The 23,989-nt window shown below is 46.7% G+C and carries 15 protein-coding genes; 4 read left to right on the forward strand and 11 right to left on the reverse strand.

Translation table 11 applies throughout. The features are described 5' to 3' along the window. Positions 1-4: 4 nt before the first annotated feature. From DWX62_RS20025 to DWX62_RS20075, 11 genes are all read right to left on the reverse strand, one after another. Positions 5-1,315, reverse strand: a complete 1,311-nt coding sequence (locus tag DWX62_RS20025; RefSeq protein WP_016272635.1) for an MFS transporter — start codon at positions 1,313-1,315, stop codon at positions 5-7. Positions 1,316-1,336: 21 nt separating this feature from the next. Continuing rightward, positions 1,337-3,607 (reverse strand): GH92 family glycosyl hydrolase, encoded by a 2,271-nt coding sequence (locus DWX62_RS20030; RefSeq protein WP_005828868.1) that lies wholly within the window; start codon positions 3,605-3,607, stop codon positions 1,337-1,339. A 166-nt stretch (positions 3,608-3,773) separates the two neighbouring features. Continuing rightward, positions 3,774-5,756 carry a DUF1735 domain-containing protein gene (locus tag DWX62_RS20035; protein ID WP_120173116.1) on the reverse strand — a complete coding sequence of 661 codons (1,983 nt, stop codon included), beginning with the start codon at positions 5,754-5,756 and terminating at the stop codon, positions 3,774-3,776. A 38-nt stretch (positions 5,757-5,794) separates the two neighbouring features. Continuing rightward, a complete protein-coding gene (locus DWX62_RS20040; RefSeq protein WP_005828870.1) occupies positions 5,795-6,949 on the reverse strand; it encodes a DUF1735 and LamG domain-containing protein in 1,155 nt (384 codons plus the stop codon). A 9-nt stretch (positions 6,950-6,958) separates the two neighbouring features. Further along, positions 6,959-7,972: a glycoside hydrolase family 18 gene (locus DWX62_RS20045; RefSeq protein WP_120173117.1), complete on the reverse strand. Its 1,014-nt coding sequence runs from the start codon at positions 7,970-7,972 to the stop codon at positions 6,959-6,961. Between the two features lie 22 nt (positions 7,973-7,994). Further along, the gene (locus tag DWX62_RS20050; RefSeq protein ID WP_005828876.1) at positions 7,995-9,584 is read right to left on the reverse strand and encodes a RagB/SusD family nutrient uptake outer membrane protein; all 1,590 of its coding nucleotides are present in this window, start codon (positions 9,582-9,584) and stop codon (positions 7,995-7,997) included. 11 nt (positions 9,585-9,595) lie between these two features. Then, the gene (locus tag DWX62_RS20055) at positions 9,596-12,982 is read right to left on the reverse strand and encodes a TonB-dependent receptor (RefSeq protein WP_005828878.1); all 3,387 of its coding nucleotides are present in this window, start codon (positions 12,980-12,982) and stop codon (positions 9,596-9,598) included. Between the two features lie 303 nt (positions 12,983-13,285). Continuing rightward, complete coding sequence (locus DWX62_RS20060) at positions 13,286-15,562, reverse strand: GH92 family glycosyl hydrolase (RefSeq protein ID WP_005828880.1); 2,277 nt, start codon at positions 15,560-15,562, stop codon at positions 13,286-13,288. 65 nt (positions 15,563-15,627) lie between these two features. Then, the gene (locus tag DWX62_RS20065) at positions 15,628-16,617 is read right to left on the reverse strand and encodes a FecR domain-containing protein (protein ID WP_005835480.1); all 990 of its coding nucleotides are present in this window, start codon (positions 16,615-16,617) and stop codon (positions 15,628-15,630) included. Positions 16,618-16,628: 11 nt separating this feature from the next. Next, on the reverse strand, positions 16,629-17,222 hold the full coding sequence (locus tag DWX62_RS20070) for an RNA polymerase sigma-70 factor (protein WP_005828885.1): 594 nt from the start codon (positions 17,220-17,222) through the stop codon (positions 16,629-16,631). Between the two features lie 11 nt (positions 17,223-17,233). Continuing rightward, complete coding sequence (locus DWX62_RS20075; RefSeq protein ID WP_120173118.1) at positions 17,234-19,465, reverse strand: GH92 family glycosyl hydrolase; 2,232 nt, start codon at positions 19,463-19,465, stop codon at positions 17,234-17,236. Positions 19,466-19,638: 173 nt separating this feature from the next. Between DWX62_RS20075 and DWX62_RS20080 the strand changes: the two genes are divergently transcribed. The 4 genes from DWX62_RS20080 (at position 19,639) to serS (ending at position 23,903) form a co-directional block, all read left to right on the forward strand. Next, positions 19,639-21,651 (forward strand): HAD-IA family hydrolase, encoded by a 2,013-nt coding sequence (locus DWX62_RS20080; protein ID WP_005828889.1) that lies wholly within the window; start codon positions 19,639-19,641, stop codon positions 21,649-21,651. Positions 21,652-21,877: 226 nt separating this feature from the next. Further along, positions 21,878-22,195 (forward strand): 50S ribosomal protein L21, encoded by a 318-nt coding sequence (gene rplU / locus DWX62_RS20085; protein ID WP_005828892.1) that lies wholly within the window; start codon positions 21,878-21,880, stop codon positions 22,193-22,195. A 22-nt stretch (positions 22,196-22,217) separates the two neighbouring features. Next, positions 22,218-22,487 carry a 50S ribosomal protein L27 gene (gene rpmA / locus DWX62_RS20090; RefSeq protein ID WP_005828893.1) on the forward strand — a complete coding sequence of 90 codons (270 nt, stop codon included), beginning with the start codon at positions 22,218-22,220 and terminating at the stop codon, positions 22,485-22,487. Positions 22,488-22,628: 141 nt separating this feature from the next. After that, complete coding sequence (gene serS, locus DWX62_RS20095; protein ID WP_005828896.1) at positions 22,629-23,903, forward strand: serine--tRNA ligase; 1,275 nt, start codon at positions 22,629-22,631, stop codon at positions 23,901-23,903. Positions 23,904-23,989: the final 86 nt, after the last annotated feature.

Below are 23,989 nucleotides of genomic sequence, written 5' to 3' on the forward strand. Positions count from 1 at the left end.
TTGGTTATTGTTGTTTCTTCTCATCGGCATACGTAAATGGTATGAAGTACGTAATGAGGAACGCCGGAATGGTGGCAAACAGCGTGAAGGTAAAGAACGCCTCGTACCCCAACCAGTCGCTGACAAAACCGCTGATTGTGCCCGGCAACATCACACCCAGATTCATGATGCCCGAAGCAAAGGCATAATGTGCCATCTGGTGCTTTCCCGGCGCCACCTGCTGCATCATGAACAAAGTCAGTCCCACAAAACCAAAACCATAACCGAAGTACTCGAGCACGATGGCACTACCTATCAGCAACCCGCTTTCCGGCTGGTACATGGCAAGCAGGGTATACGCCACAAAAGGCAGATTGAAGATGCAGCACAGAGAGAACAGCGTCCGCCGCAATCCCCGGTGCGAAATGTAATAGCCTGCCAACAGTGACCCCAGCACAAAGGCGGCCGCCCCATAAGTGCCGTAGTACAAACCTATCTGCTGCTCATTCAGTCCCAAGCCACCTGCCGAACGCTCCGCCTTCAAGAAAAGAGGGACAATCTTCATGACAAAACCCTCGGCAAGGCGATAAAGGATAATGAACGCTATATAGTACCAGATGTGCTTCTTCAAGAAGAAATCCTTGATTACCGCCACCAACTGCTCCCACGTCTCTCTTGCCGACTTGGCGCCGGATGCGGCAGCACCGCCCGATGGCAGCATGCGCATGTGGTAGAAGCCAAGCAGCAGCATCACCGCCGCCAATATCAGCATCACCGTCATCCATGCATGCCGGGTAGCCTCGTGGCGGACTGCCTCTGTGGCACCCTCCACCCCACCGAAACCTACCAGCAAGGCACCTGCCAGCCAGACCAACCCGCCGGACGCCACAATCTTCGCTATATTGTAGAAGGCTCCCTGCCAACCGATATACTTGGCCTGGTCCTGCTTGTTCAGTTCCGACATGTAGACACCATCCGTAGCCACATCGTGCGTGGCTCCGCTGAAAGCAATCACTGCCAGCAGCGCAATGCATATCGCAAAAAAGAACGGTAACTGCAACGCCAAAGCCACCAGAGCAAAACCTGCTCCGGTAACCATCTGCGTCAGTACCACGAAAAACTTCTTCGTCTTGAACATTTCAAGGAACGGACTCCAAAGGAACTTCAGCGTCCAGGGCATCATGATGAGCGACGTCCACAGAGCAATCTGCGCGTCACCGATACCCAGCCCCTTGAACATCAACACAGAAACCATGTTCAGCACCACAAACGGCAATCCCATGGCGAAATATACGGTGGGGACCCACGATATAGGATTATGATTTTTTCGGCTCATCCCTTCTGTATATTATCTGTGTCACTTCAACGGTTCACTGCCCATAGTCAGCTCCAGCGTACCGCCGTCCACTATATCCTGATGCGTGAAGAATGGAGTCTCCAACTTATTGCCGTTCAGCACAATGCTCCGCACATACTTGTTGTCGCGGCTGTTGTTGTGGGCTATCACCTTGAACGACTTGCCGTCTTTCAGATGAACGGTCGCCTCGTTGAACAGCGGGCGTCCGATGGAATATACCGGCTTGCCGGGGCATACCTGATAGAAGCCCATCGCATTCAGAATGTACCATGCAGACATCTGTCCGCAGTCTTCATTGCCCGAAAGTCCGTCGGGGTTGTTGAAGTAAAGCGTATGCAGCACCTCATCCACAATCTCCTGCGTACGCCAGGGCTGGCCTACGTAGTTGTAGAGATGGGCAATGTGATGGCTTGGCTCATTGCCGTGGGCATACTGGCCTATCAGACCGGAAATATCCACCGAGGTCGATTCACCTTCCAGCTTGGAATCGGCCGTGAACAGAGAATCCAACTTGCCGATGAAGGCGTCGCGTCCTCCCATCAGTTCCACCAGTCCGTCCACATCGTGGGGAACGAACCAAGTCCACTGCCATGCCGTACCTTCGCAATAGTCATCGTTACGGTGATTGGAAGCGCGGGGGTTGAAAGGCGTACGCCAGTTGCCCTCACTGTCCAGTCCGCGCATGAAGCGGGTACTCGGATCGAAATAAACTTTATATCCCTCGGCAAAAGCCGCATACTTATCGCGGTTGGCTTCGTCGTCCAAAGCACCTGCCAGTACGGAGATACACCAGTCATCGTAAGCATATTCCAAAGCTTTAGCCACAGATTCATTGTCTTTATCGCAAGGCACGTAGCCAATCTTGTTCTTCCAGTACTTGGCCTGCGGCATCAGATGCGGCACAACCAAAGGATGGGTGATAATACCCGTCGTATCGTATTCTGCCGTACGGAGGCAAGCCTTGTAAGCCTCCTGCACGTCGAAGTTACGGTATCCCTTTACATAAGAATCCGCTATGAGGGAGGCTGCATGATAACCAATCATGGTACCCGTATAGTTTCCGGCCAGTTCCCACATAGGCAGGACGCCGCCCTCGCGGGACTTCTGGATGAGCGAACGGATGAAAGCCTCGTTCAGTTCAGGATCAATAATCGTCATCAGCGGATGATAGGCACGGAAAGTGTCCCATAAAGAGAAAATGGTGTAGATAGGCTCGTCCACCCTGCCTTGATGGGGCTTCAAGTCCATACCAAAGTAACGTCCGTCAGCATCGGTAAACAAGTTGGGCTGCATACCCGTGTGGTAAAGTGCCGTGTAGAACATGGTACGCTGGTCGTTGTCCTTCGTATCGATGTCAATCTTGGAAAGATAAGTGTTCCACTGCTGGCGGGCAGCACGGCGCACACCGTCAAAATCCCATCCGGAGATTTCGGCTTCCACATTCTTGCGGGCACCGTCCATATCCACGGCAGACACACCTACCTTTACCAATACCTCCTCATTGGGCTCCGTCTGGAATTGCAGTAAAGCTTTAGCTGTAGGCAGAAGCGGACCGCCTTCGTCCAATGCCATGGAGTCCGTGACCAGCGTATAGGTGAATGGTTTGGAGAACTTGGCATAGAAGTTGATATACTGGTCGAAAGCCCAATATACAGTCTTCTTGCGTCCACGGATTTCAGTATCGCTGATTACTTCCAGCTCCATCTGTTCATTCTTCTGGCGCTGGATACTGTAATCCAGGTCGAGGATAAAACCTGCATCTTCCGCTTTCGGGAAGGTATAGCGATGAATCGCCGCACGTTTGGTAGAGGTCAGTTCGGCTTTCACCCCGTAGCGGTCCAAAAATACGGAATAATATCCCGGTTCGGCTGTTTCATTCTCGTGGGAAAAGGCAGAGGCGTACGCCATCTGCTGGCTCTTCGAGCCCATGGAGTGGTAATCCTGCCGACCTACAGTGGGCATCAGCAGCACATCCCCGTAATCGGCACAACCCGTACCGCTGACGTGGGTATGTGAAAATCCGTTGATAGTAGTATCTGCATAGTAATATCCGGAGCAGGCATCCCACTCGTAGATACGCGTGTCGGGGCTGGGCTGAATCATCCCGTTGGGAACTACCGCTCCGGGATAGGTATGCCCATGTCCACCCGTACCGATGAACGGATTGACGTAAGACGCATAGTCCGGTGCCGTCTGGGTACAGCTGCAAACCGCCCCCAGCAGAAAAAGTCCGCCCAACAGTATGGAACTAGATTTCATGTTTTTCTTCATATTGTTTATTGTATAAGTAGGTGTATAGCTTCATAATAGAATCTTGTTATATGAGAATGCTTGAGGAGGGCCGCCCTATTACTTTGAGCAAAGCCCTCCTTTGTTTCATGTATGAAAAGGTTCAAGCATCCGTTTTCCGAAACCTCAGTTTACGGAAAACACGGCATCAGCGTACCTTCTTCATCGTATAGTTCTCACTCACGAAGTAAGGAACATCGGGGAAGATGTCGGTCTCAATCTCACCGCCTACATACTTATAGGGATTGATAGCCCATCTGTTGCCTAAGCCATAGATATGCATATCACCGTTAGGAGCAATAGCACCATCCATATAGTAATCATCATAGTTAGGATATGCTTTCCACTGGAAATTCTTGCTGTAAGTACCGAAATGCATCTTGTAGGTAGCAGGGTCTTCAGCATCGCCCTCATGAATGGTTTGCGGATAGATGAGCAGTGCACCGTTATAGTAATCGCAATGCATCGGATACTTACCGGTGATTTCGGGGAAAGTACCCCAGTTGTAAACCACATATCCGGTACCTTCTTCATCCTTCTCTATAATTACATTCTTCTCAAACTCCTGACTGCCTTTCCAATCCCACCAGCGAGGATTACCTTCTTCATCCACATAGGTAAAGAGGGAATTGCTGGAAGTTACCTTCCACTCGCCGACCAAATCTTCATAACCCAACATTTTGCCCTGATAAGCTTCACCGGTACGGCTCCAGTACTTGCCACTCCATTCCACTCCATCATCAAAGAGCACCTCACTTATTTCCGAAAGCAACACGTAATACTGATACATCAGTGGTTTGGGGTTGTAGAACATCTGAATACCATAACCTTCATCCTTCACTTTTTGGAATTTGCTTTTGTCAAATCCGCTCCAGCCTCCGTTCAGCTCATCATTAATCTTCCAGGGTAACGGAGCATACTTGGATTTGGGCAGGTTCTCAAAATGAGACTCTTCACGGCCAAAGGCTCCATTAGGATTCTGATTCTGGTAATAACCGTAGGTCATATAATCCACAATATCACCTACTTTCACACCTTCTACCTCGCCGTCGGGAGAGTCGAGAGAACCATATTCATACACACCAATCAACTTTTTGCCAAACACTTGGCGGCATTCGTAAACCAAGCGCGCGAAGTTGGCACGTGAACGTTTTTCGAAGCCGGGACTGGGATTGGAGTTATTATAACTGGTGTACTCATCATCAAAGTCAATGCCATCCAAACCATAAATATCCAAGTAGGCTTTCAGTTCCTTAGCAAAGTCTTTGGCAGCAGCTTCCGAAAGGTTGCCCATACCTGCCTCGTCATGGTTACCAAGAATAGTCATCACCACCTTAATGCCTTTAGCCTGCAAAGGACGGATGAACTTATCCGCATTTCTCAGCAAGAAGGAAACCTGGTCATTGCAGAAAACATGTACGCGACCGGTCTTGCTATCCACATTGATGTTGGCAGCAAAAATGCTGACTACATCAAAGAAAGGCTTTCCGTTGCTCTTCATGGTATATTCACCCATATTCAAGATGTTCTCGTCATTTACTTCCACAAAGCAATGTGTAAGTATATCACCCTTACTGATACTCTCAGGAATAGCAGCCAAAGGCTTTACCAAGTAAATATATTCCTGATTGTTTGTAGAAACTTCCACACCGTTATTGGCAGATGCAGAAACGGCAACAGCATAAGTCTGTCCGATTGTGCCTCCGGCATTGATATTCAGTTCCACAGAAGCCGACTTCTGTTCGCCCGCCTTGATAGTGGCAGTTCCACCGTTCGCCAGGCTCAGCTTATCGGCGGGATACATTTTATAGCTTGTTCCATTCTTCTTATTGTAAGCCTCCAAAACGTCTTCGTCCACTTTGAAGGTCACCGTAACATCCTGCTCTGCAGCTTTGCTCAGTTCAAAATAGAGATGTCCGGTAGCAACCTTGTCGCCAAAAACAGAAATCGGAGTAAGTTCACGTGCACCGGCGGCAGACTTTACATAGCCATACACGCCATCCACAGTATCCAGCTTGTCACTGTTGCCGGTGTTGATGACAACATCATCTTCACAACCGGTGAAGCATATTCCTGCACATGCAAAAGCCATTGCCAGCAAGCCTGATTTTACATGATTCATATATTTCATAATCAATATCTTTTTATTTGAATTAAGGTATAACTAAATTATTTAGCGGGCAGTTCCACAGCAGTCCAAGTCAATGATTCCACTGCAGTAGCATTGTTCTCATTTCCGCTATAATCGTGAATGGCAGTACCGGCGCCCTCATCGAACTTCCAGTAAGAAACCAGTCCGTCAGCATCCGGCTCTACCTGGTAGAAGTGGTCCTTTGCATTGATTTCTGCTGATGTCAACACCTTGTTCCAGATACGCACCTCTGAGATATTACCTTCCAACCAACGGTCACGATTGTATGAATGGCCAATCCAGAATCCGTTACCTTCATCGGTCATGGTCTGGCCCCAGTTCACGACTCCGCAGTCCAAAGTAGTCTCCAGCATATTCTTACCATTGATGTAGATTATAACTGTTTTTGCATCCGCATCGTAGGTCACAGCGATATGTGTCCATTCGTTTGTCGGAATAACCAGACTCTCATCGGTCACATTGCCGCTACTTGTAGCCACCTGCAACTGGTTTTGAGGAATTCCGGCATCACCGATGCGGAGCAGGAACTTACCTTCGATACCCATAATGGAAGTCAGCATCTTGTCAAACTTGCTTACACGAATCAACGCTTCTGCCGTCAGCTTATTCATATTATTGGCTACATCTGGATTGGTCCAAGTTACGTAAACCAGATTCTTGGTAATATCAGGAACCGTATTAATCAATGCGGCACCCTTCAGCACGTAGTACATGGTACCGGAGCTCTTCAAGACTCCGATGCTTGCCTGGTCTACCGTAACCGGCAATACATATACCTTCTCACGGTCCAGCTCCGTCAAGTTCTTGAAGCTGACAGTGATGTCGTCTGAAATGACAGCACCGGCCAAAATGGTAGCCTGCGGAGTTTCTACCGTATAATAGTTTTCCGGCAGAGCCTCGGCTGTGTCATAATAGGTAGCGTTATAAGTAGCTACCAGTGAAGGGTCCGCCTTCAAGGCAATAGTTATATCCTGCGATTCAGGACGGGCCATTGAAATCCGGAATGAACCTTCCGTATCGGAAACAGTGTTTTTCAACAACACAGTACTGGTCATCGCCGAGCCGTTGATATACACCTGATTATCGAAATTCTCAACGTCATTATCATTACAAGCAGCAAATACACCTGCCAATAATGCCATCGATACTAAATATATACTTTTCAGTTTCATGATATTCTTTTATTTTTTAGGAGCAGGATTCATAATATTGATAGCTTCTCTCACGTATTGATAGGTATTGGTAGCATTGTAATAATCATTCTGCATGTTCTCAATAGCCAGACCAGCTTTTGTAAACTCTGCAGACGGTTCTGTCACCCAATAAGCAGCTTCCGACAGAGCTCTCAAAGCATTGTAATATCCGGTAGTCTTATCTGTTGTATCCAGAGAGACGGTAGATGCCGATACAATGAAGCGGTCAGCCGGAACACCGTCTGCCATCAAGGCCTGAAGCGCTTCTATCCCCAGTTGGGCAACATCCGTGACATCATTTGTAATCAAGATGATATGGTCACAAGAAGAGAGCACAGACTGGCCTATCAGGTTGGCAGGATACCCCTGGAACACCAGTTGCTTACCTGAATTGGCACTCTTCCAGTTGGATATCACACCGAAGAAAGTATCCTGATTTGTCTTTGCTTCAGCCTTGTCGGCTTCGGACATGTAGATAGGATTGCTACCACGATACTCGGCTACAATACCGTCGAAAGGTGCTTCAAGAGCTATCAGTCTGTTCAGCTCAGCCGACAGATAAGCCGAGAATGCAGATGTTTCTGTTCCTTCTTTCACCTTGTCGGTATGTTCCTTCAAGATATTGTCATAGCTGATGGAATAGAATACTTTCGTTCCCTTCTCATGTACATTTGCAATATCTTCCAATTCGAATTCCGCCAAATCGGGAGTAGTTGCGATAATTACGTCCAGGCTGTCGGGAACATCCGACATGTGCTGCCCGCGGCTGAAAGGAACTTTCTCACTATTATCAAACCAGCCGTATACAATCTTATGGTCAGAATTCTTGTATTCCTGCAAGTTCTTCAGATACTTGGCATACAGTTCGGGAGACTGTTCGTCGATTCCGGGTTCTTTCAGTTTAATACTCTCTGAATCCGTCCAGTCGGAGCAGGCAGACAATGCCAATACGGAAAAAGCTGCCAGCGCGATTCCTTTGAATGATTTCTTATATAATTTCATAATTATTCAGCATTTATTGTTATTATTTGCGTGCCCACCATACGTCAGTAGCCATGTTGTCCGGTCCACCCAGATAGCTGTTTACTGCCTCTTGCACGTTTTCAGTATTACTTGTATATTCTTCAGAAGGATAAGGCATACGGCGTGCACCTTTCTCGCTATCAACAATTCCACCACTCAAGTTACCTTCACTGGTTGCAGGCAACAGTTTGGGATAGCCTGTACGGCGATAGTCAGCCCAAGCTTCGTTACCTAACGGCCAATTCGCAATCCACTTCTGGGTAATGATACGTTCCTGTTTTTCTTCCTTGGATGCCCCTTCATTCCACTTGACAGTAATGGCTGAAAGGTTCTTTTCATAAGTATTAAGACCGGCGGGATCTTTGTAAAGAGCAGGTACACTGCTTTCATCAGCCAGATAGCTGTCTACACCGGTAGCTCCCCACTGTTCGAAAGAGAGACGGACACCTTGTTCATAAAAATCAGCAGCGGTTCCTTTCATGTTGAAACCATAGATTGCAGTGGCTTCAGCACGCAAAAAAGCAACTTCTGCCGCATTCATCCAAAGCACGGGATCAGAAGAGGAAATCTTCACACGTGAATAATTGATGAAATACTCCTTCATCTTACTGAGGTTGATACCGCGACGTAATCCTACATAAGTCTCTCCAGGCCATTTTGATTCCTCAAAATAGCTGGCACGACGATTGTCGTTGTAACCGTTCATGTAGCAGATGATGTCGGCAGCAGGATGGGTATCACCACCTGAAGCTTCTTCATTGTAACGTACTGCCACAAACAACGGATTGCTAATTGTACCGAAATACTTCCATGTAGCATTGTCTGCATTTGTTTCAATCAGACCCAACTCGTGATTCACTGCACTTTCAGCCATTTCTTTAGCCTTAGCAGGGCTTACATTGGCAATACGGATAGCCAAACGCAGTTTCAATGAATTGGCAAACTTCACCCACTTCTGTACATTACCACTGTACACGAAATCTGCAGAAGCAACCAACGCCGCATTTCTGTTTTCAGTCAGCACCTCGATGGATTCGTCCAGTTCCTTGAAGAATGCGTTATATACTTCTTCCTGCGTATCATAAGGAATGGTAATCTTGCCATCCTGACCGATTTTAGAATAAGGAATAGGACCATACGCATCAGTCACGCGACTCATGGCAGCAACCTTTATGATTTGAGCAATGGCATAAGGAACCGGATTATTGGTATTCTCCGATACTTGTTTCACTGTGCTCAAGTTACCGTAAAGTGTTGAAATGATACGGTCACTTATCAAGAACACACGCGTCCAGTCATTTGTAGCATTAAAATTGGATATTGTATTGGACCAGCCGGCATTTGAATCGGCAAAATAACCTCCCAACGGTCCACCCAACAAACAATCAGTAAACTGTGCCGTATTGACATCTGATGAGATAACCGTACTTGCCAAGTTACTCATGGCAGAACCCAGTGCATAATCATCCGGAGTCAAATCACCCGGTTGATAAGGATTGGAGTTGATATCCATATAATTGCCGGTACAGGACATAAAGCCCATAACCAACGGAGCAACAATCAATTTATTTATAATATTTTTCTTTTTCATATCGTTTGGTATTAAAATTTAAAGCTCAAGCTAAAGCCGATGTTACGCAAAGCCGGCATCATGAAATAGTCTATTCCCTGATAAAAGTTATCGGTAGAAGCTACACTTTCGGGATCGAAAGGAGCCTTGCTGTAAATCATCCACAAGTTGCGGCCTACCAACGAAACCTTGATATCGCACACATCATTCAACAACTTTCTGGGGATGGTGTAACCCAAAGATACTTCCTGCAGACGAACATTGGTAGCAGAATAAGTGTAGTATTGGGGAACAGACGTGCCGCTACCTACTACACCGTACCATGTTTCGGGGTTTACCTTATCTCTACCATTCACCAACACGTAACCTAAATCACGTGCATCGGCAGAAGCCTCGGACACACCGTAATAGTCCAACATAGCTTGTGTACGTGAGTAAACCACACCACCCAAACGGGCTGAAATCAAGAAACCTGCTGTGAAATTCTTCCAAATGAAGTTATTACGCCAAGCCAAATTACCTTTAGGAAGTACGCTTCCCAACTTGATGTATTTATCCGGGTCCGTTATGGCTTCCGTAGCAACCGTTCCATTTTGGTCCACAAAAATCTGTCCATTGGCATCACGTTTCATATCTCGCAGTGAGTAAAGGTCACCCATGCTCCCACCTTCTTTCAGCAAGAAGCGGGCATCACCTAAGCCACCCATATTCAACGTGCTCAAAGAGAACAGCTCACCGGTAACGGGATTGATGGCATTGTCTGCCAAAGTCAGGATTTTATTCTTGTTACTGGAGAAGGTTATACCGGTATCCCATGTAAAATCTTTCCAGGTATTCTTGTAATTCAGCGACAACTCAATACCGGAGTTACGTACGGCACCAGTCTGGATATACATAGCCGACCAACCGCTGACAGGCAACTGCGGGTTGAATGTCTGGTTCATAGTCTTGGCATTGTAATATGTCACGTCCAATTCAAAGTTCTTGAGGAAACGCATGTTCAAACCGATTTCCCAAGAATTGGTACGTTCAGGTTTCAAATTGTACAACGGATATTGGGTCGTGATACTCCACTGGCCGGAACTTGAATTCCATTCATAGTGAGGATTAGCCAAATATCTGGAGAAAGCACTACCAACAGATGCCCATGAACCACGAACCTTTATAAAAGAAAGATAATCTTTGTTCAAGTTAGGCATTAGCTCAGACAGTACAACAGAACCACCGACTGAAGGATAGAAGAATGATTTGCTGTTGGAGTTGGGACCTGCCAGCTGTGAAGGCCAGTCGTTACGTCCGGTCAGCGTCAAGAAGTAAGTGTTCTTGTAACCAAGCTCAGCCGAAGCGAAGAGAGACTGGGTCTGTTCACGCCATCCTTCCTGCAAACGCTGTGTCTTGCTGGCACTCAGGTTCTGGATGGCAAAGTAGTTGGTCAAACCTACCGGTTCGCCGCTGAAGGCATCGCCACCATCAGCAATCGGACCACGTGTTTTCATTGCATCCGAACGTATATCGGAGAATGAACCACCAACGTTGGCCTGGAGTGACCAATCTTCACCGAAATATTTGTTGATACTCACCAGGAAGTCTGCATACAACTGTTTGTCCTGCATCTTGGTAATACCATAAAGACCTCGTGAAGAGCTCTCGGTGAGCTGTGTATTGGTAGAAGCATAGAACTTTTCTGTATAATCATTGTTGGAGTTATCCAAACGTACACGTCCTGAAACAGTCAGCCAGTCCAGAATCTTATAGCTCAAACCGGCATTCAGCATATAGCGGTCCTTCTTGTTCTGGCGCAGATTGCGGTAGTTAATCCAATAAGGATTCTGCATTACCATACCTTCGTCACCTACCGGCCAGTATTGCGTATAAATCTTACGGGCAGCGTCATAGCGCTCATACATGCTGATATCAGACCAGTCGTTGCTGCGCGGGAACAAATAAGCACCCACCAACGGGTTGTTGTAAGTACCCTGGTTCGTCATGTTCTGGTCATTCTGCAGAATATAGCTTGCACCGAAGTCCAGAGTCATCTTGTCGTCCAGGAAAGTAGTGGTGTTACGTACCGTGAAGTTGTAACGGTTGTATTTGTTGTTGGGAACAATCCCCTTGGAGTTTACTGCAGCAGCCGATGCATACGTCTGATTTTTCTCTGTACCGGTTGACAAAGAAATACTTTCCGTACCTATAATACCCGTCTGGAAATAATCATCTTTCGGGCTGTAATTGTAATTATTGGCAGCAGACAAAGGTGCTCCCCAGCTCATGGCTCCTGAAGTACTCATCACACCACCGGTTCCCGTACCGTAACGGTTTTGGAAGCTCGGCATCACAAACGGATTGGTGAATTCGGTATTGCTGCTGACAGTAAGGCTCACCTTACCTTCTTTACCTTTCTTTGTAGTAATGACAATGGCACCGTTGGCAGCTTCCGAACCATACAAGGCGGCAGCGGCAGCACCGGTCAAGACTGACATAGACTCGATGTCTTCCGGGTTGATGTCGGCAATCGGTTCTGAAGAACCCTGAGAGTCGAACTCCTTACCTCCGGCAGTACCACGTCCGGAGAAAATAGGCACACCGTCAATAACATAAAGTGCATTGGAAGACTGCATGATGGATTTCGTACCACGCATCACTACCTTTGATACGCCACCCACACCGGATGAAGAAGCATTGATATTCACACCCGCTACCTTGCCACTCAATGAATTTACAAAGTTGGCGTCTTTATTGGAAGTAATGGCATCCGTATTCACCTGCTGTACATTGTAGGACAATGCCTTTTCCGATCGCTTGATACCGAGGGCAGTGACCACCACTTCTTCAATCATCTGCGTGTCATTCTGCATCAGTACATTAATGGAAGCTGAACCGGTCGCCGAAATTTCCTGCGACTTATAACCGATATAAGAGAATACAAGTACCGGATTCGCTTCTGTAGTGGTCAACGTAAAGTTACCGTCCAGGTCTGTAATACAACCATTGCTGGTACCTTTTACCAATACGTTCACACCAATCAGAGGCCCCATATCATCTGATACGACTCCGGTAATAGTCCGCTCTTTCCCCTGTTGCTTACCTTCTTGTGAAGTAGCGGTCTTTTCTGAAAGATAAACGATGTTGTCCTCCACTTTATACGAAATGTTCTTCCCCTTGAGAATAACATTCAAAGCATCTTCAATGGATACATTGTTCACTTTAACGTTTTCTACTGACAGCGCAGCCAGCTTGTCGTCATAAAAAAATTGATACTTGGATTGAGACTTGATTTGTTCAATGACTGTCCCCAATGTACCGCGAGACACATTCAGGTTTAACTGGGCAAAGCCCCACTGGATAGAAACTGCCATGAACAACAAAACTAATAAAGCCCGCATGAACGTCGAACTCCGAAAAGCATAATTGTCTTTCATAAACACAATTTATAGGTTATACAATAAATTACTTCGAGAGATTCATTCTCTCGCATTCCTATATAAAACAACAGACAATGAAAATACACTTACTGAAAAAGTATCTTTTTTATCATTAATCCTAAAAAAAAGAGTTACCCCGAAAACAAGTTGATATATCATTTTGCTCAATATTACTAACGAAGTAAATAATTATTTCCACCTGATTCAAGAAAAACACCTATAATACAGATAGTAAATAACAAAATGATATATCAACTTATTTTCGAGGCAACCCTTTTCTTACTATATTATTACTATTCTTTACTTCTTCAGTTCATTCGAGAAAGAATAAGGATAATCTTCCGGCTGCGTACCTCTCTTCATATTAGGCTGGCTGCCCATATCAAACCTCAAGGTACCGCCATTCAGCAAATCGCCATGCGTCAGATAATTCCTGGAATAATCCACGCCGTTCACCTTGAGAGACTCGATATACATGTTCTCCGGTGAGTTATCCGGAGCGTCAATTGTCAGGGACTTACCGTTCTCGAAATGGAGGGTAGCCTTACGGAACAGAGGGGCGCCCAATACATACTCGTCCGTACCAGGGCAAACCGGATAGAAACCAAGTGCAGAGAAGACATACCACGCGGAAGTCTGACCGTTGTCCTCGTCACCGCAATAACCGTCGGGACCGGCAGTATACATGCGGTTCATTACCTGACGAAGCCAATATTGGGCCTTCCAAGGTTCCCCGGCGTAGTTATAAAGGTAAATCATGTGCTGGATGGGCTGGTTGCCATGGGCATAGTTACCCATATTCATCACTGTCATCTCACGGATTTCATGGATTACCTGGCCGTAGTAGCTGTCATCGAACAAGGGCGGGACAATAAATACAGAGTCAAGCATCTCTACGAAAGACTCTTTTCCACCCATCAGGTCTATCAGACCTTGAGGGTCGTGGAATACAGACCAGGAATAGTGCCAGCTGTTACCTTCAGTAAAGGCGTCACCCCACTTCAAAGGAGAGAAAGGAGACTGGAACTGGCCGTCTTGATTACGACCACGCATCAGCTTGCTTTCCTTATCAAATACATTCCTATAGTTCATGGCACGTTCCGCAAAGAGTTTCTGCTCCTTCTTCGGACGGTTCAGTTCTTTTGCCATGCGGTAGATGCACCAGTCATTATAAGCATACTCCAAAGTACGGGCAGTGTTCTCGTTGATTTTCACATCGTAGGGAACATAACCAAGCTTGTTGTAATACTCATAGCCGAGGCGACCCGTAGAAGAGACCTCGGGATGGACATTCTTTGTACCGTTGATGAGACCTTCGTACAACGTCTGCACATCCTCCACCTTCACACCTTTCAGATAGGCATCTGCCAGTACGGAAGCAGAGTTGTTGCCAATCATACAGCCACGGTGACCCGGACTTGCCCATTCGGGGAAGAAACCGCTTTCCTTATAGGTGTTGACAAGACCTTCCTGAATCTGCCTGTTCACCGACGGATACATCAGGTTGAGGAATGGGAAAAGACAGCGGAAAGTGTCCCAGAAACCGGTATCCGTATACATATAGCCGGGCAACACTTGCCCATTGTAGGGACTGTAATGAATCGGATTTCCCGCCTCATCCAGTTCATAGAATGCACGCGGGAACAACAAGGAACGATACAAACATGAGTAGAAAGTACGGTACTGGTCAAGGGTTCCGCCTTCCACATCAATACGGCCCAGCACCTTGTTCCAGGCATCCTGACCTTTCTGAACCAGTGTTTCCAAATTGTCATTGCCAAGCTCCTTCAAGTTACGGTCAGCCTGCTCAAAACCGATGAAAGAAGAGGCTACACGGGCATGTACCACTTCACCCTTACGGGTTTTGAAACCGATAACAGCACCGGCATGTCCGGCTTCCTGCTCAACCTTATTCTCGGTCAAGACGCCATCGGCTACAGACGCCTTATAAGTAAAAGGCTTGTCGAACTCTATCACGAAATAGTTCTTGAAGTTCTCGGGAACACCGCCGCTGTTACGGGTAGTATAACCGATAATACGATTCTGTTCCGGAAGTATCTTCACATAAGAGCCCTTGTCAAAGGCATCGACAACAATGTATGAATGATCATTTTCAGGGAAAGTGAAACGGAACAATACGGCACGGTCGGTAGGGGTGAACTCGGTAACCACATCGTGTTCGGCAAGATATACCTTATAATAATGAGGAAGTGCTACTTCGCCCTTGTGGGAGAACCAGCTTGCACGCTTCTCTTCATCAAACTCGGGTTTGCCAACCACCGGCATAATGGAGAACTGCCCGTAGTCGTTAATCCAGGGACTGGGCTGGTGTGTCTGCTTGAAACCACGGATCTTGTTCGCGGTATAGACGTATTGCCAGCCGTCACCCATCTTACCTGTCTGAGGAGTCCAGAAGTTCATACCCCAGGGACGTGCGATCGCAGGATAGGTATTACCGGTGGAAAGCTCGAAAGTAGACTGCGTGCCGACAAGAGGACTGACATACCGGGTAAAGTCTTTGGCATGCAGCCATAAAGCACTGCTCACAAAAAAAAACAATAGGATTAATTTTCGCATAATATTAGAAAGTTGTTAGTATTAAATAAATTCTTCTCGTCATATCTCGAATTTGTGCGGCCTTCCTACTTCATTGAGGAGAGGAAAACACTGTTCCCCACAATTTTATACTCCAATGGAATGGCATTCTTTATCAGATTCAGCACAGCCCCTACACTCTCTTTTTTCTTCAGTGTACCCGAGTAAGTCTTGCTTACATCTATGTTCGGTGCCAGAATTACCCTCACCCCATACGAATTCTCCAATGTACGCGCAATGGTGTATAGGTCAGCCTTCTCAAAGACAAACTCATTATTGTGCCAGTTTTCGATTCCCGTATCCACCTGCTTCACCACCAGACGCCTAGTCATTCCGTTCAGCTCGGCTTTCTGTCCGGGGGCAAGGATAATCATACCCTCGCCATGATTACCTTTCACCTCTACTTCGCCTTTCAAAAGGGTAGCTACTGCAGACATCTTAGCCTTGTCAGACTTGAGGTTGAAAACAGTTCCCAATACTCTGACCTGCATGACCTCACTCTGTACGACAAACGGTTTTTCCGGATTCCTCATCACCTCAAAATATCCTTCTCCTTCCAGATAAACCTTTCTTCCCTTCCCTGCAAACTCATGTGGATATTTCAGGGTAGTGTTTTTATTCAGCCAGACTTTGGTTCCATCCGGCAGTTTCAGTTCCTTAATCTTATCATGAGTGGTGACAGCCAGTAATGTTTCCGGCTGGCTATAAGTCTGATAAAAAAGATAGCCGAAAGTACCCAAAAGGAAGAAGCCCACAAATACGGCCGCATACCGTATCCACCCAACCATCCTCCGTACCTTGTATTGTTTCGTCTTCTCTTGTTCCAGCCTTTTAAACAATCGCTTTTCGGCCTTTTCTATGTCTTGTGTATTCGAAGTATCCCCCAGTCTCCCCAAGTGGTAAATCTCCTCCAGCCTGAACAATTCGCGTGCATTCTCACCCGACTCTTCCAGCCAGGCGTTCACCTCACGAAGTTCATCTTCCGTACATTCACCCATAAGGAACTTGGCCAATATCTCCTCATTCAACTTATTCATTCTTTCCTTCATTATGATAATAAAACAACGCTGCTCGCAAAAACACTTACTTTCCCGATGAAAAACAGAGCCAACATCAGGTTCAGATACCCCAGTTTATCACGCAGCAACTTCAAAGCTTTGTACATGTGGGCCTCCACCGTACGCAATGACACTCCCATTGTATCAGCTATCTCCTTATTCTTCATATCATGCAGATAGCTGAGTTTGAATACCATCCGGCACTTGTCCGGCAATTCATTGATGGCATCGGACAGCTTCCTCCTGAGTTCGGCATCCTCTATCCGTTTCACCACATCATTGCTGTCAGGTTGATAGAACTCAACCCTCTTTTTATGGATTTCGAGCATGACAGCCTCATAGCCACTCACAATGTCCCGATGCTTCAGAACGTTCAAGGCACGGGTATACACCGCCCTATACAGAAAAGCCTGAATCTGCTCTCCCACCTTCATGGTATCTTTCCGCTTCCACAGCTCCACGAAAACATCCTGTACCACATCTTCCGCATCTTCTTCCCCCACAATGCGTGTGGCATAGAACAGCAGGTTGGTATAATACCTGCGGAAAAGGGATTTATATGTCAAGTCGAAATGTTCATTCATATGTTAGCCGGTTATCGGGGACTGTACCATGCCTGACCTGGCTTATCCCCCATTTCAAATTCGAAAACACTTCCATCCATTATCTGTTCATGCGTAATATAACTTTTGTCATAGTTCTTACCGTTGAGTTTGACAGATTGAATGTAGCAATTTTCCTTGCTCACCGCCGGCGCCAGTACCGTAAAGGTCTTTCCACCGGGCAGGTGCATCTTCATTTTCGGATATAGGGGGGTACCGATTTCATATTTTCCACCAACCGGGTCTACCGGATAAAAGCCCATCGCACTGAACACATACCAGGCGGACATCTGTCCGCAATCCTCGTTGCCGCACAAACCGGCAGGAGTGTTCAGGTAGAGTTCACGCATCACCCGGGCTGCATATTTCTGGGTTTTCCAAGGTTGATCCACAGCATTGAACAGATAGATGACGTGATGGCTAGGCTCATTTCCATGCGCATACTGGCCAATCATCCCGGTGCTGAAAATAGGCAACTCATCATCTGCAGAAGGATTGTAAGTAAACATACTGTCCAGCTTCTGGGCAAACCGTTCCTTACCTCCGGTCAAAACTATCAAACCGTCAATATCCTGCTGCACAGACCAGAAGTATTGCCAGCCGTTGCTCTCGCAGATGTGCGGAGTATAGTCGTCCGGCGAGAAGTTCCGGATAAACTCTCCCTTGTCATCACGGGGCTGCATGAAAGAACTTACCGGATTGTAGACATTCCGGTAATTACGGGAACGCTTATAAAACTCGTCCGCAACCTCCTTATCGCCCAGCTTCTCTGCCATACGGGCTATACAATAGTCATCATATGCATATTCCAGTGTTTTAGAAAGTGACCAGTTTTCCGAATTATACTGATCTGTCACATTATAAGGAACATAGCCATATTTCTTATATAACCCAATGCCACGATAGGAATCGATATTGGCAGTAGCTACACAAGCCTCCAAGGCCTTTTTCGCATCGAAGTCCCCAATACCTTTCAGATAGGCATCTACAATAACCGGCACAGAGTGGTAACCTATCATCATATCTGTCTCGCCCCCCTGAAAATTCCATACGGGAAGGCGGCCGTTCTGTTCGAAGAAGGCGAGGAAGGACTTCACCATATCATTCACCCGTTCCGGCTCAATAAAAGTATAGAGAGGATGAGCCGCACGGTAAGTGTCCCACAAGGAGAAAGTACTGTAATTTGTCCAGCCCTCTACCCGGTGCACTTGCTTGTCGGGACCGTAATAGGCGCCGTCCACATCACTGTAAATGGTAGGAGCAATCATCGAATGATATAAAGCTGTATAGAACTTGACTTTCTCATCGCGGTCATCGCATTTTATTTCTATCCGGGACAATTGTTCGTTCCAATCATCCTGCACAGCAGCCAGGTATTTGTCGAAATCATCATCAGGTACTTCTGCTGCTAGATTACGTGCCGCCCCTTCCATACTTACACCGGAGATGGCAGTACTGACAAGAATCTGTTCTCCTTCCTTAGTCTGAAAGTCGAATCGTGCAATGACAGATGTTCCTATCCGCTTGCCTTCTTTCTCTATGGCAGCTGTATCGAGCTGCATCGCAGCAAACGGTTTGGAGAAACGTGTACGGAAGTAGAGGCGCTGGTCGCGTGCCCAACCGTCAGAGTAACGGTAACCTTGCACCGTTACCGAATCGACGGCTTCTATGTGAGAATCATTGGTAAAATCCCAATTCATGGCTTTCCGCAAATTCAGGAAAACGGCAGCATCGGCTTTTGGGAAAGTATACCGCTGAATGCCACAACGCTCGGTGGCCGTCAACTCTACATTTATATTATAATCTTTCAGACGCACCTGATAATATCCAGCGCTTGCCGACTCTTCCGAATGAGAGAACAAAGAGTGAATGCCGAGCGGAGCTTCCGCCTCCTTATAAGGCAATGTCACCGGCATAAAAGAGATGTCATACAAGTCACCAGCGCCGGTTCCGGAGAGATGGGTATGGCTGAAGCCTGCAATGGTACTGTCCGGATAAAAATATCCGGAAATACGGTCCCAGCCCGGCAGTCCGTTGTCAGGACTGAGCTGCACCATGCCAAACGGCGCCTGGGCACCCGGATAGGTGTTTCCAGTAAAATCTGTACCGATAAAGGGATTCACAAACTCTGTATAAGACACACTCTTCACATCCGACACCTGCGAGGTGCATGCCAGAAAGGATGAAAAGACCACAAACAAACAACAAGATTTTATCAAATTCATAACATTATAGGGTTAACGTGTATAGTATAACAACCTAACCGGATAAAACACTTACACATCTTGTCACTTTTCTACAGAATTCATGCAAACAAAAGTAATACAAAATTCCGATTAATCCTCTTTTTTATTTTGTAAAAATATACTTTACACTATCTTTGTCACAAAAAGTCACAATGAATTACACGACCTATCTTTTCGACTTTGATTATACGCTTGCTGATTCTTCCCGCGGAATCGTCACTTGTTTCCGCAACGTACTGACCCGTCACGGATATACAGAGGTGACGGATGACGACATCAAACGTACTATCGGCAAGACTCTGGAAGACTCTTTTTCCATCCTCACCGGCGTGACAGATGCCGGACAACTGGCAGGATTCAAGGCAGAATACCGAAAAGAGGCCGATACGCATATGACTGTCAACACGGTGCTTTTCCTGGAAACCAAGTCCGTACTGACTGCACTGAAGGACTCCGGCGCCCGCATCGGAATCATCTCGACCAAATACCGATTCCGCATCAAGGAACTCCTCGACCAGCATTTTCCTGAAGATTTTATGGACATCATCGTGGGTGGTGAAGACGTGAAAGCCGCCAAGCCATCTCCCGAAGGGCTACTCCTTGCCATTAAGCGGCTACATGTCAGCAAAGCCGAGACCCTCTATATAGGCGACAGCACGGTAGATGCGGAAACAGCCCAAGCGGCCGGAGTAGACTTTGCTGGAGTCACCCACGGAGTAACCACTGCCAAAGAATTGGAGAAGTACCCACACCGGAAAATAATGAACACCTTGGAAGAACTGCTGGCAGTTCAGGAGGAGTATCCTTCCATATTCAAGATTGAAAATCCCATCCGGCCGGAAAACGCGCATGCCACTTCTCCCCGGAAACAGAAAAGGATAAGCGTCTGGCAAATCCTCCTTCTAGTGACACTCTTCTGGCTGGCTATTGAAGAGCTGGACATGACCGACGACAGCAACTTCTTCCCGGTTGTTTTCATACTGACATTGTGGGGTATCCTCCAAAAAAGAAGGATACTACCCAACAAAGCAAAAACTTTCATCGACTCATGGTGGCACCCCTGCGCAGTACGCTTACGCGCATTTCACATCAAGCTGATACAAGGGAGAAAAACTCCTCCCGCTGGCAACGAAACCTGCACCTGCCTGAATTGTGGCACCACCTATACCGGCAACTACTGTAACCGTTGCGGACAAAGCCGTAACACTCCACGCTATCGGTTGAGCAACGCGCTTAAAAACATTGCCGGAGGCTTCTTCAATATAGATAATGGCTTTGGACGTACCCTTCTGGAACTCCTCTACCGTCCGGGATACATGATTAGAGACTTCATCGGCGGTAAGCGTGTAGAGTATTTTCGCCCGTTCCAGACACTCTTCATTCTTGCAGCCCTTTATATCATGGCTGTACAACTGGTAGACCCGGAAGCTCTGAGCAAAAAAGAAAAGACGGAAAAGACAGAGCAGACAGACAAAGAAGAAATCATTGCCGCTAAAGAGAAGCTTACCAAAAAGATGGAGAAAACCTATAGCAAAGAGGAAAAGCGAGCCCTCGCCATCACTATAAAAAGCCTGGAGAAAAGCTTGAACAAACTGGAAGAGAAGAACGACTCCACTTCTGCCACACAGGTATCCGAACAGAACAGCGATGATGGCGACCTCATCGATGAATTTGTAAACGACACCTCGGAAGTGGGAGACAGACTGGAAAAAGTCTTCCAGAACTCTCCTTTCCTAATGAAAGTATGGAATCTGATGAAGAGCTGGGGACACGGAAACAAGGCATTCCGCATCATTGCCACACTGCCTTTGTTTGCACTTGCCACCCAACTTGCCTTCCGACGCCGGAAATATAAGTTAAACTACAATACCACGGAGCATGTGTTCATACAAGCCTACATAGCTTGCCAGATACTCCTGCTGAGCATCATCGTGCTGCCTTTCAACGGGTACGCAAAGGTAGACGATTTGTATGAGCTGCCTTTATGGCTTATTTTCGTCCTATTCTGTTGGGATTACAAACAATTGTACCGCTGCACCTGGTGGAGAAGCTTTTGGCGCACTATCCTCATGCTGACTTACAGTCTTGTGCTACTCGTCATATTCGCGTGTCTTGTAATGGCGCTGATGCTGGCCGGTATCTATGTTCTGAAATTCATTTTGTAACAGAAACCATCCCTACACGGACTGTTTCTCCTTGATGAAACAGTTTTTCTCCAATAATCTAAAAGTACAATCTGCATTAAAAGAACAAAAAAGCAAAAGAACATTTGTCTATTTAGAATAAAAAGAGTACTTTTGTGCCCGATTATTCCGCACCGGGTTCGACCAAGTGCTTTCTAAGTGATTAGAGACCACCCGACGGAGCTAACTTATACATTATATATAAGAAATGTACGCAATTGTAGAAATCAACGGTCAGCAATTCAAAGCAGAAGCTGGCAAAAAGCTGTTTGTACACCACATCCAGAATGCAGAAAACGGTGCAACAGTAGAGTTTGACAAGGTTCTTTTGGTAGACAAAGACGGCAACATCACCGTAGGTGCTCCCACAGTAGAGGGTGCAAAGGTTGTTTGCCAGGTCGTATCAAACATGGTAAAAGGCGATAAAGTTCTTGTTTTCCACAAGAAAAGAAGAAAAGGTTATCGTAAGTTGAACGGTCACCGTCAACAATTCACAGAGTTAACAATTACAGAAGTAGTAGCTTAATCAATTAAAACAGTAAGAAGAAATGGCACATAAAAAAGGTGTCGGTAGTTCTAAGAACGGCCGCGAATCACAGAGCAAGAGATTAGGCGTTAAGATATTTGGTGGCGAAGCTTGCAAAGCAGGTAACATCATCGTTCGTCAAAGAGGTACTGAATTCCACCCGGGTAATAACATCGGTATGGGAAAAGACCACACTCTTTTCGCTTTAGTAGACGGAACTGTACAATTCAAAGTGGGCAAGGAAGACAGACGTTCAGTTTCTGTTATCCCTGCAGAAAATGCAGAAGCATAAGTTTCCGAACAAGAAATAAGGAAAAGGGATGCAATCCGAATAGGTTGCATCCCTTTCTTTTATGTCAAAAGCAACACTTTATTTGTTTTTTCCATATCTTTGCACTCACAAAACCGAATAACATAAAAACAAGTATAAGATATGCTTACCATCAAACAAATTACAGAAAACACCGACGCGGTTCTCCGCGGACTGGAAAAGAAGCACTTCAAGAATGCAAAAGAAACCATTGCACAAGTGCTGGACTTCAATGACAAAAGAAAAGCCAATCAAACCATCCTAGATAAAAACCTGGCAGAAGCCAACTCACTCTCCAAATCCATCGGACAACTGATGAAGGAGGGCAAGAAAGAAGAAGCAGAAGCCGCCAAAAGCCGCGTGGCCGAGCTGAAAGAAGTCAACAAGGACTTGCAAGCCAATATGGACCAGGCTGCCAACGATTTGCAGACTTTGCTTTATACCATCCCCAACGTTCCCTACGACAGCGTGCCTGAAGGCGTAGGTGCCGACGACAATGTAGTAGAGAAAATAGGTGGTATGGAAACCGAGCTGCCCAAAGACGCCCTGCCCCACTGGGAACTGGCCAAGAAATATGACTTGATAGACTTTGACCTGGGTGTCAAGATTACCGGTGCCGGCTTCCCCGTATACAAAGGCAAAGGCGCACAACTGCAACGCGCACTCATCAACTTCTTCCTGGACGAAGCACGCAAATCCGGCTATACGGAAATAATGCCGCCCACAGTGGTGAACGCCGCTTCCGGCTACGGCACGGGACAGCTGCCTGACAAGGAAGGGCAAATGTATCATTGCGAAGTGGACGACCTCTACTTGATTCCTACCGCCGAAGTCCCCGTAACCAACATCTACCGTGATGTGATTCTGGACGAAAAGCAGTTGCCCATCAAGAACTGTGCATACACACAATGTTTCCGCCGTGAAGCCGGTTCATACGGGAAAGACGTACGTGGCTTGAACCGCCTGCACGAATTCTCCAAAGTGGAACTGGTACGCATCGACAAACCGGAACACAGCAAACAATCCCACCAGGAGATGTTGGACCACGTGGAAGGTTTGCTTCAAAAGCTGGAACTCCCCTACCGCATCCTGCGCCTTTGCGGTGGCGATATGAGCTTCACGGCTGCCCTCTGTTTTGACTTTGAGGTGTATTCCGAAGCACAGAAACGCTGGCTGGAAGTAAGTTCCGTCTCTAATTTTGACACTTATCAAGCCAACCGTCTGAAATGCCGCTACCGTACGGCAGAAAAGAAAACAGAGCTTTGCCATACGCTGAACGGTTCCGCACTCGCTCTGCCACGCATTGTTGCCGCCTTGCTGGAAAACAACCAGACTCCAGAAGGAATCCGCATACCAAAGGCATTGGTTCCGTATACGGGATTTGAAATAATAGACTAAGGCCATAATAGTCACGTGCAGCAATACGCCTTTGACACTTTCTTTCGGGCACGAATTACATGAATTTCACAGTTGCGGTTAGCAAA

The organism is Bacteroides sp. AF20-13LB (genome assembly GCF_003603065.1).
GTDB lineage: Bacteria > Bacteroidota > Bacteroidia > Bacteroidales > Bacteroidaceae > Bacteroides > Bacteroides uniformis.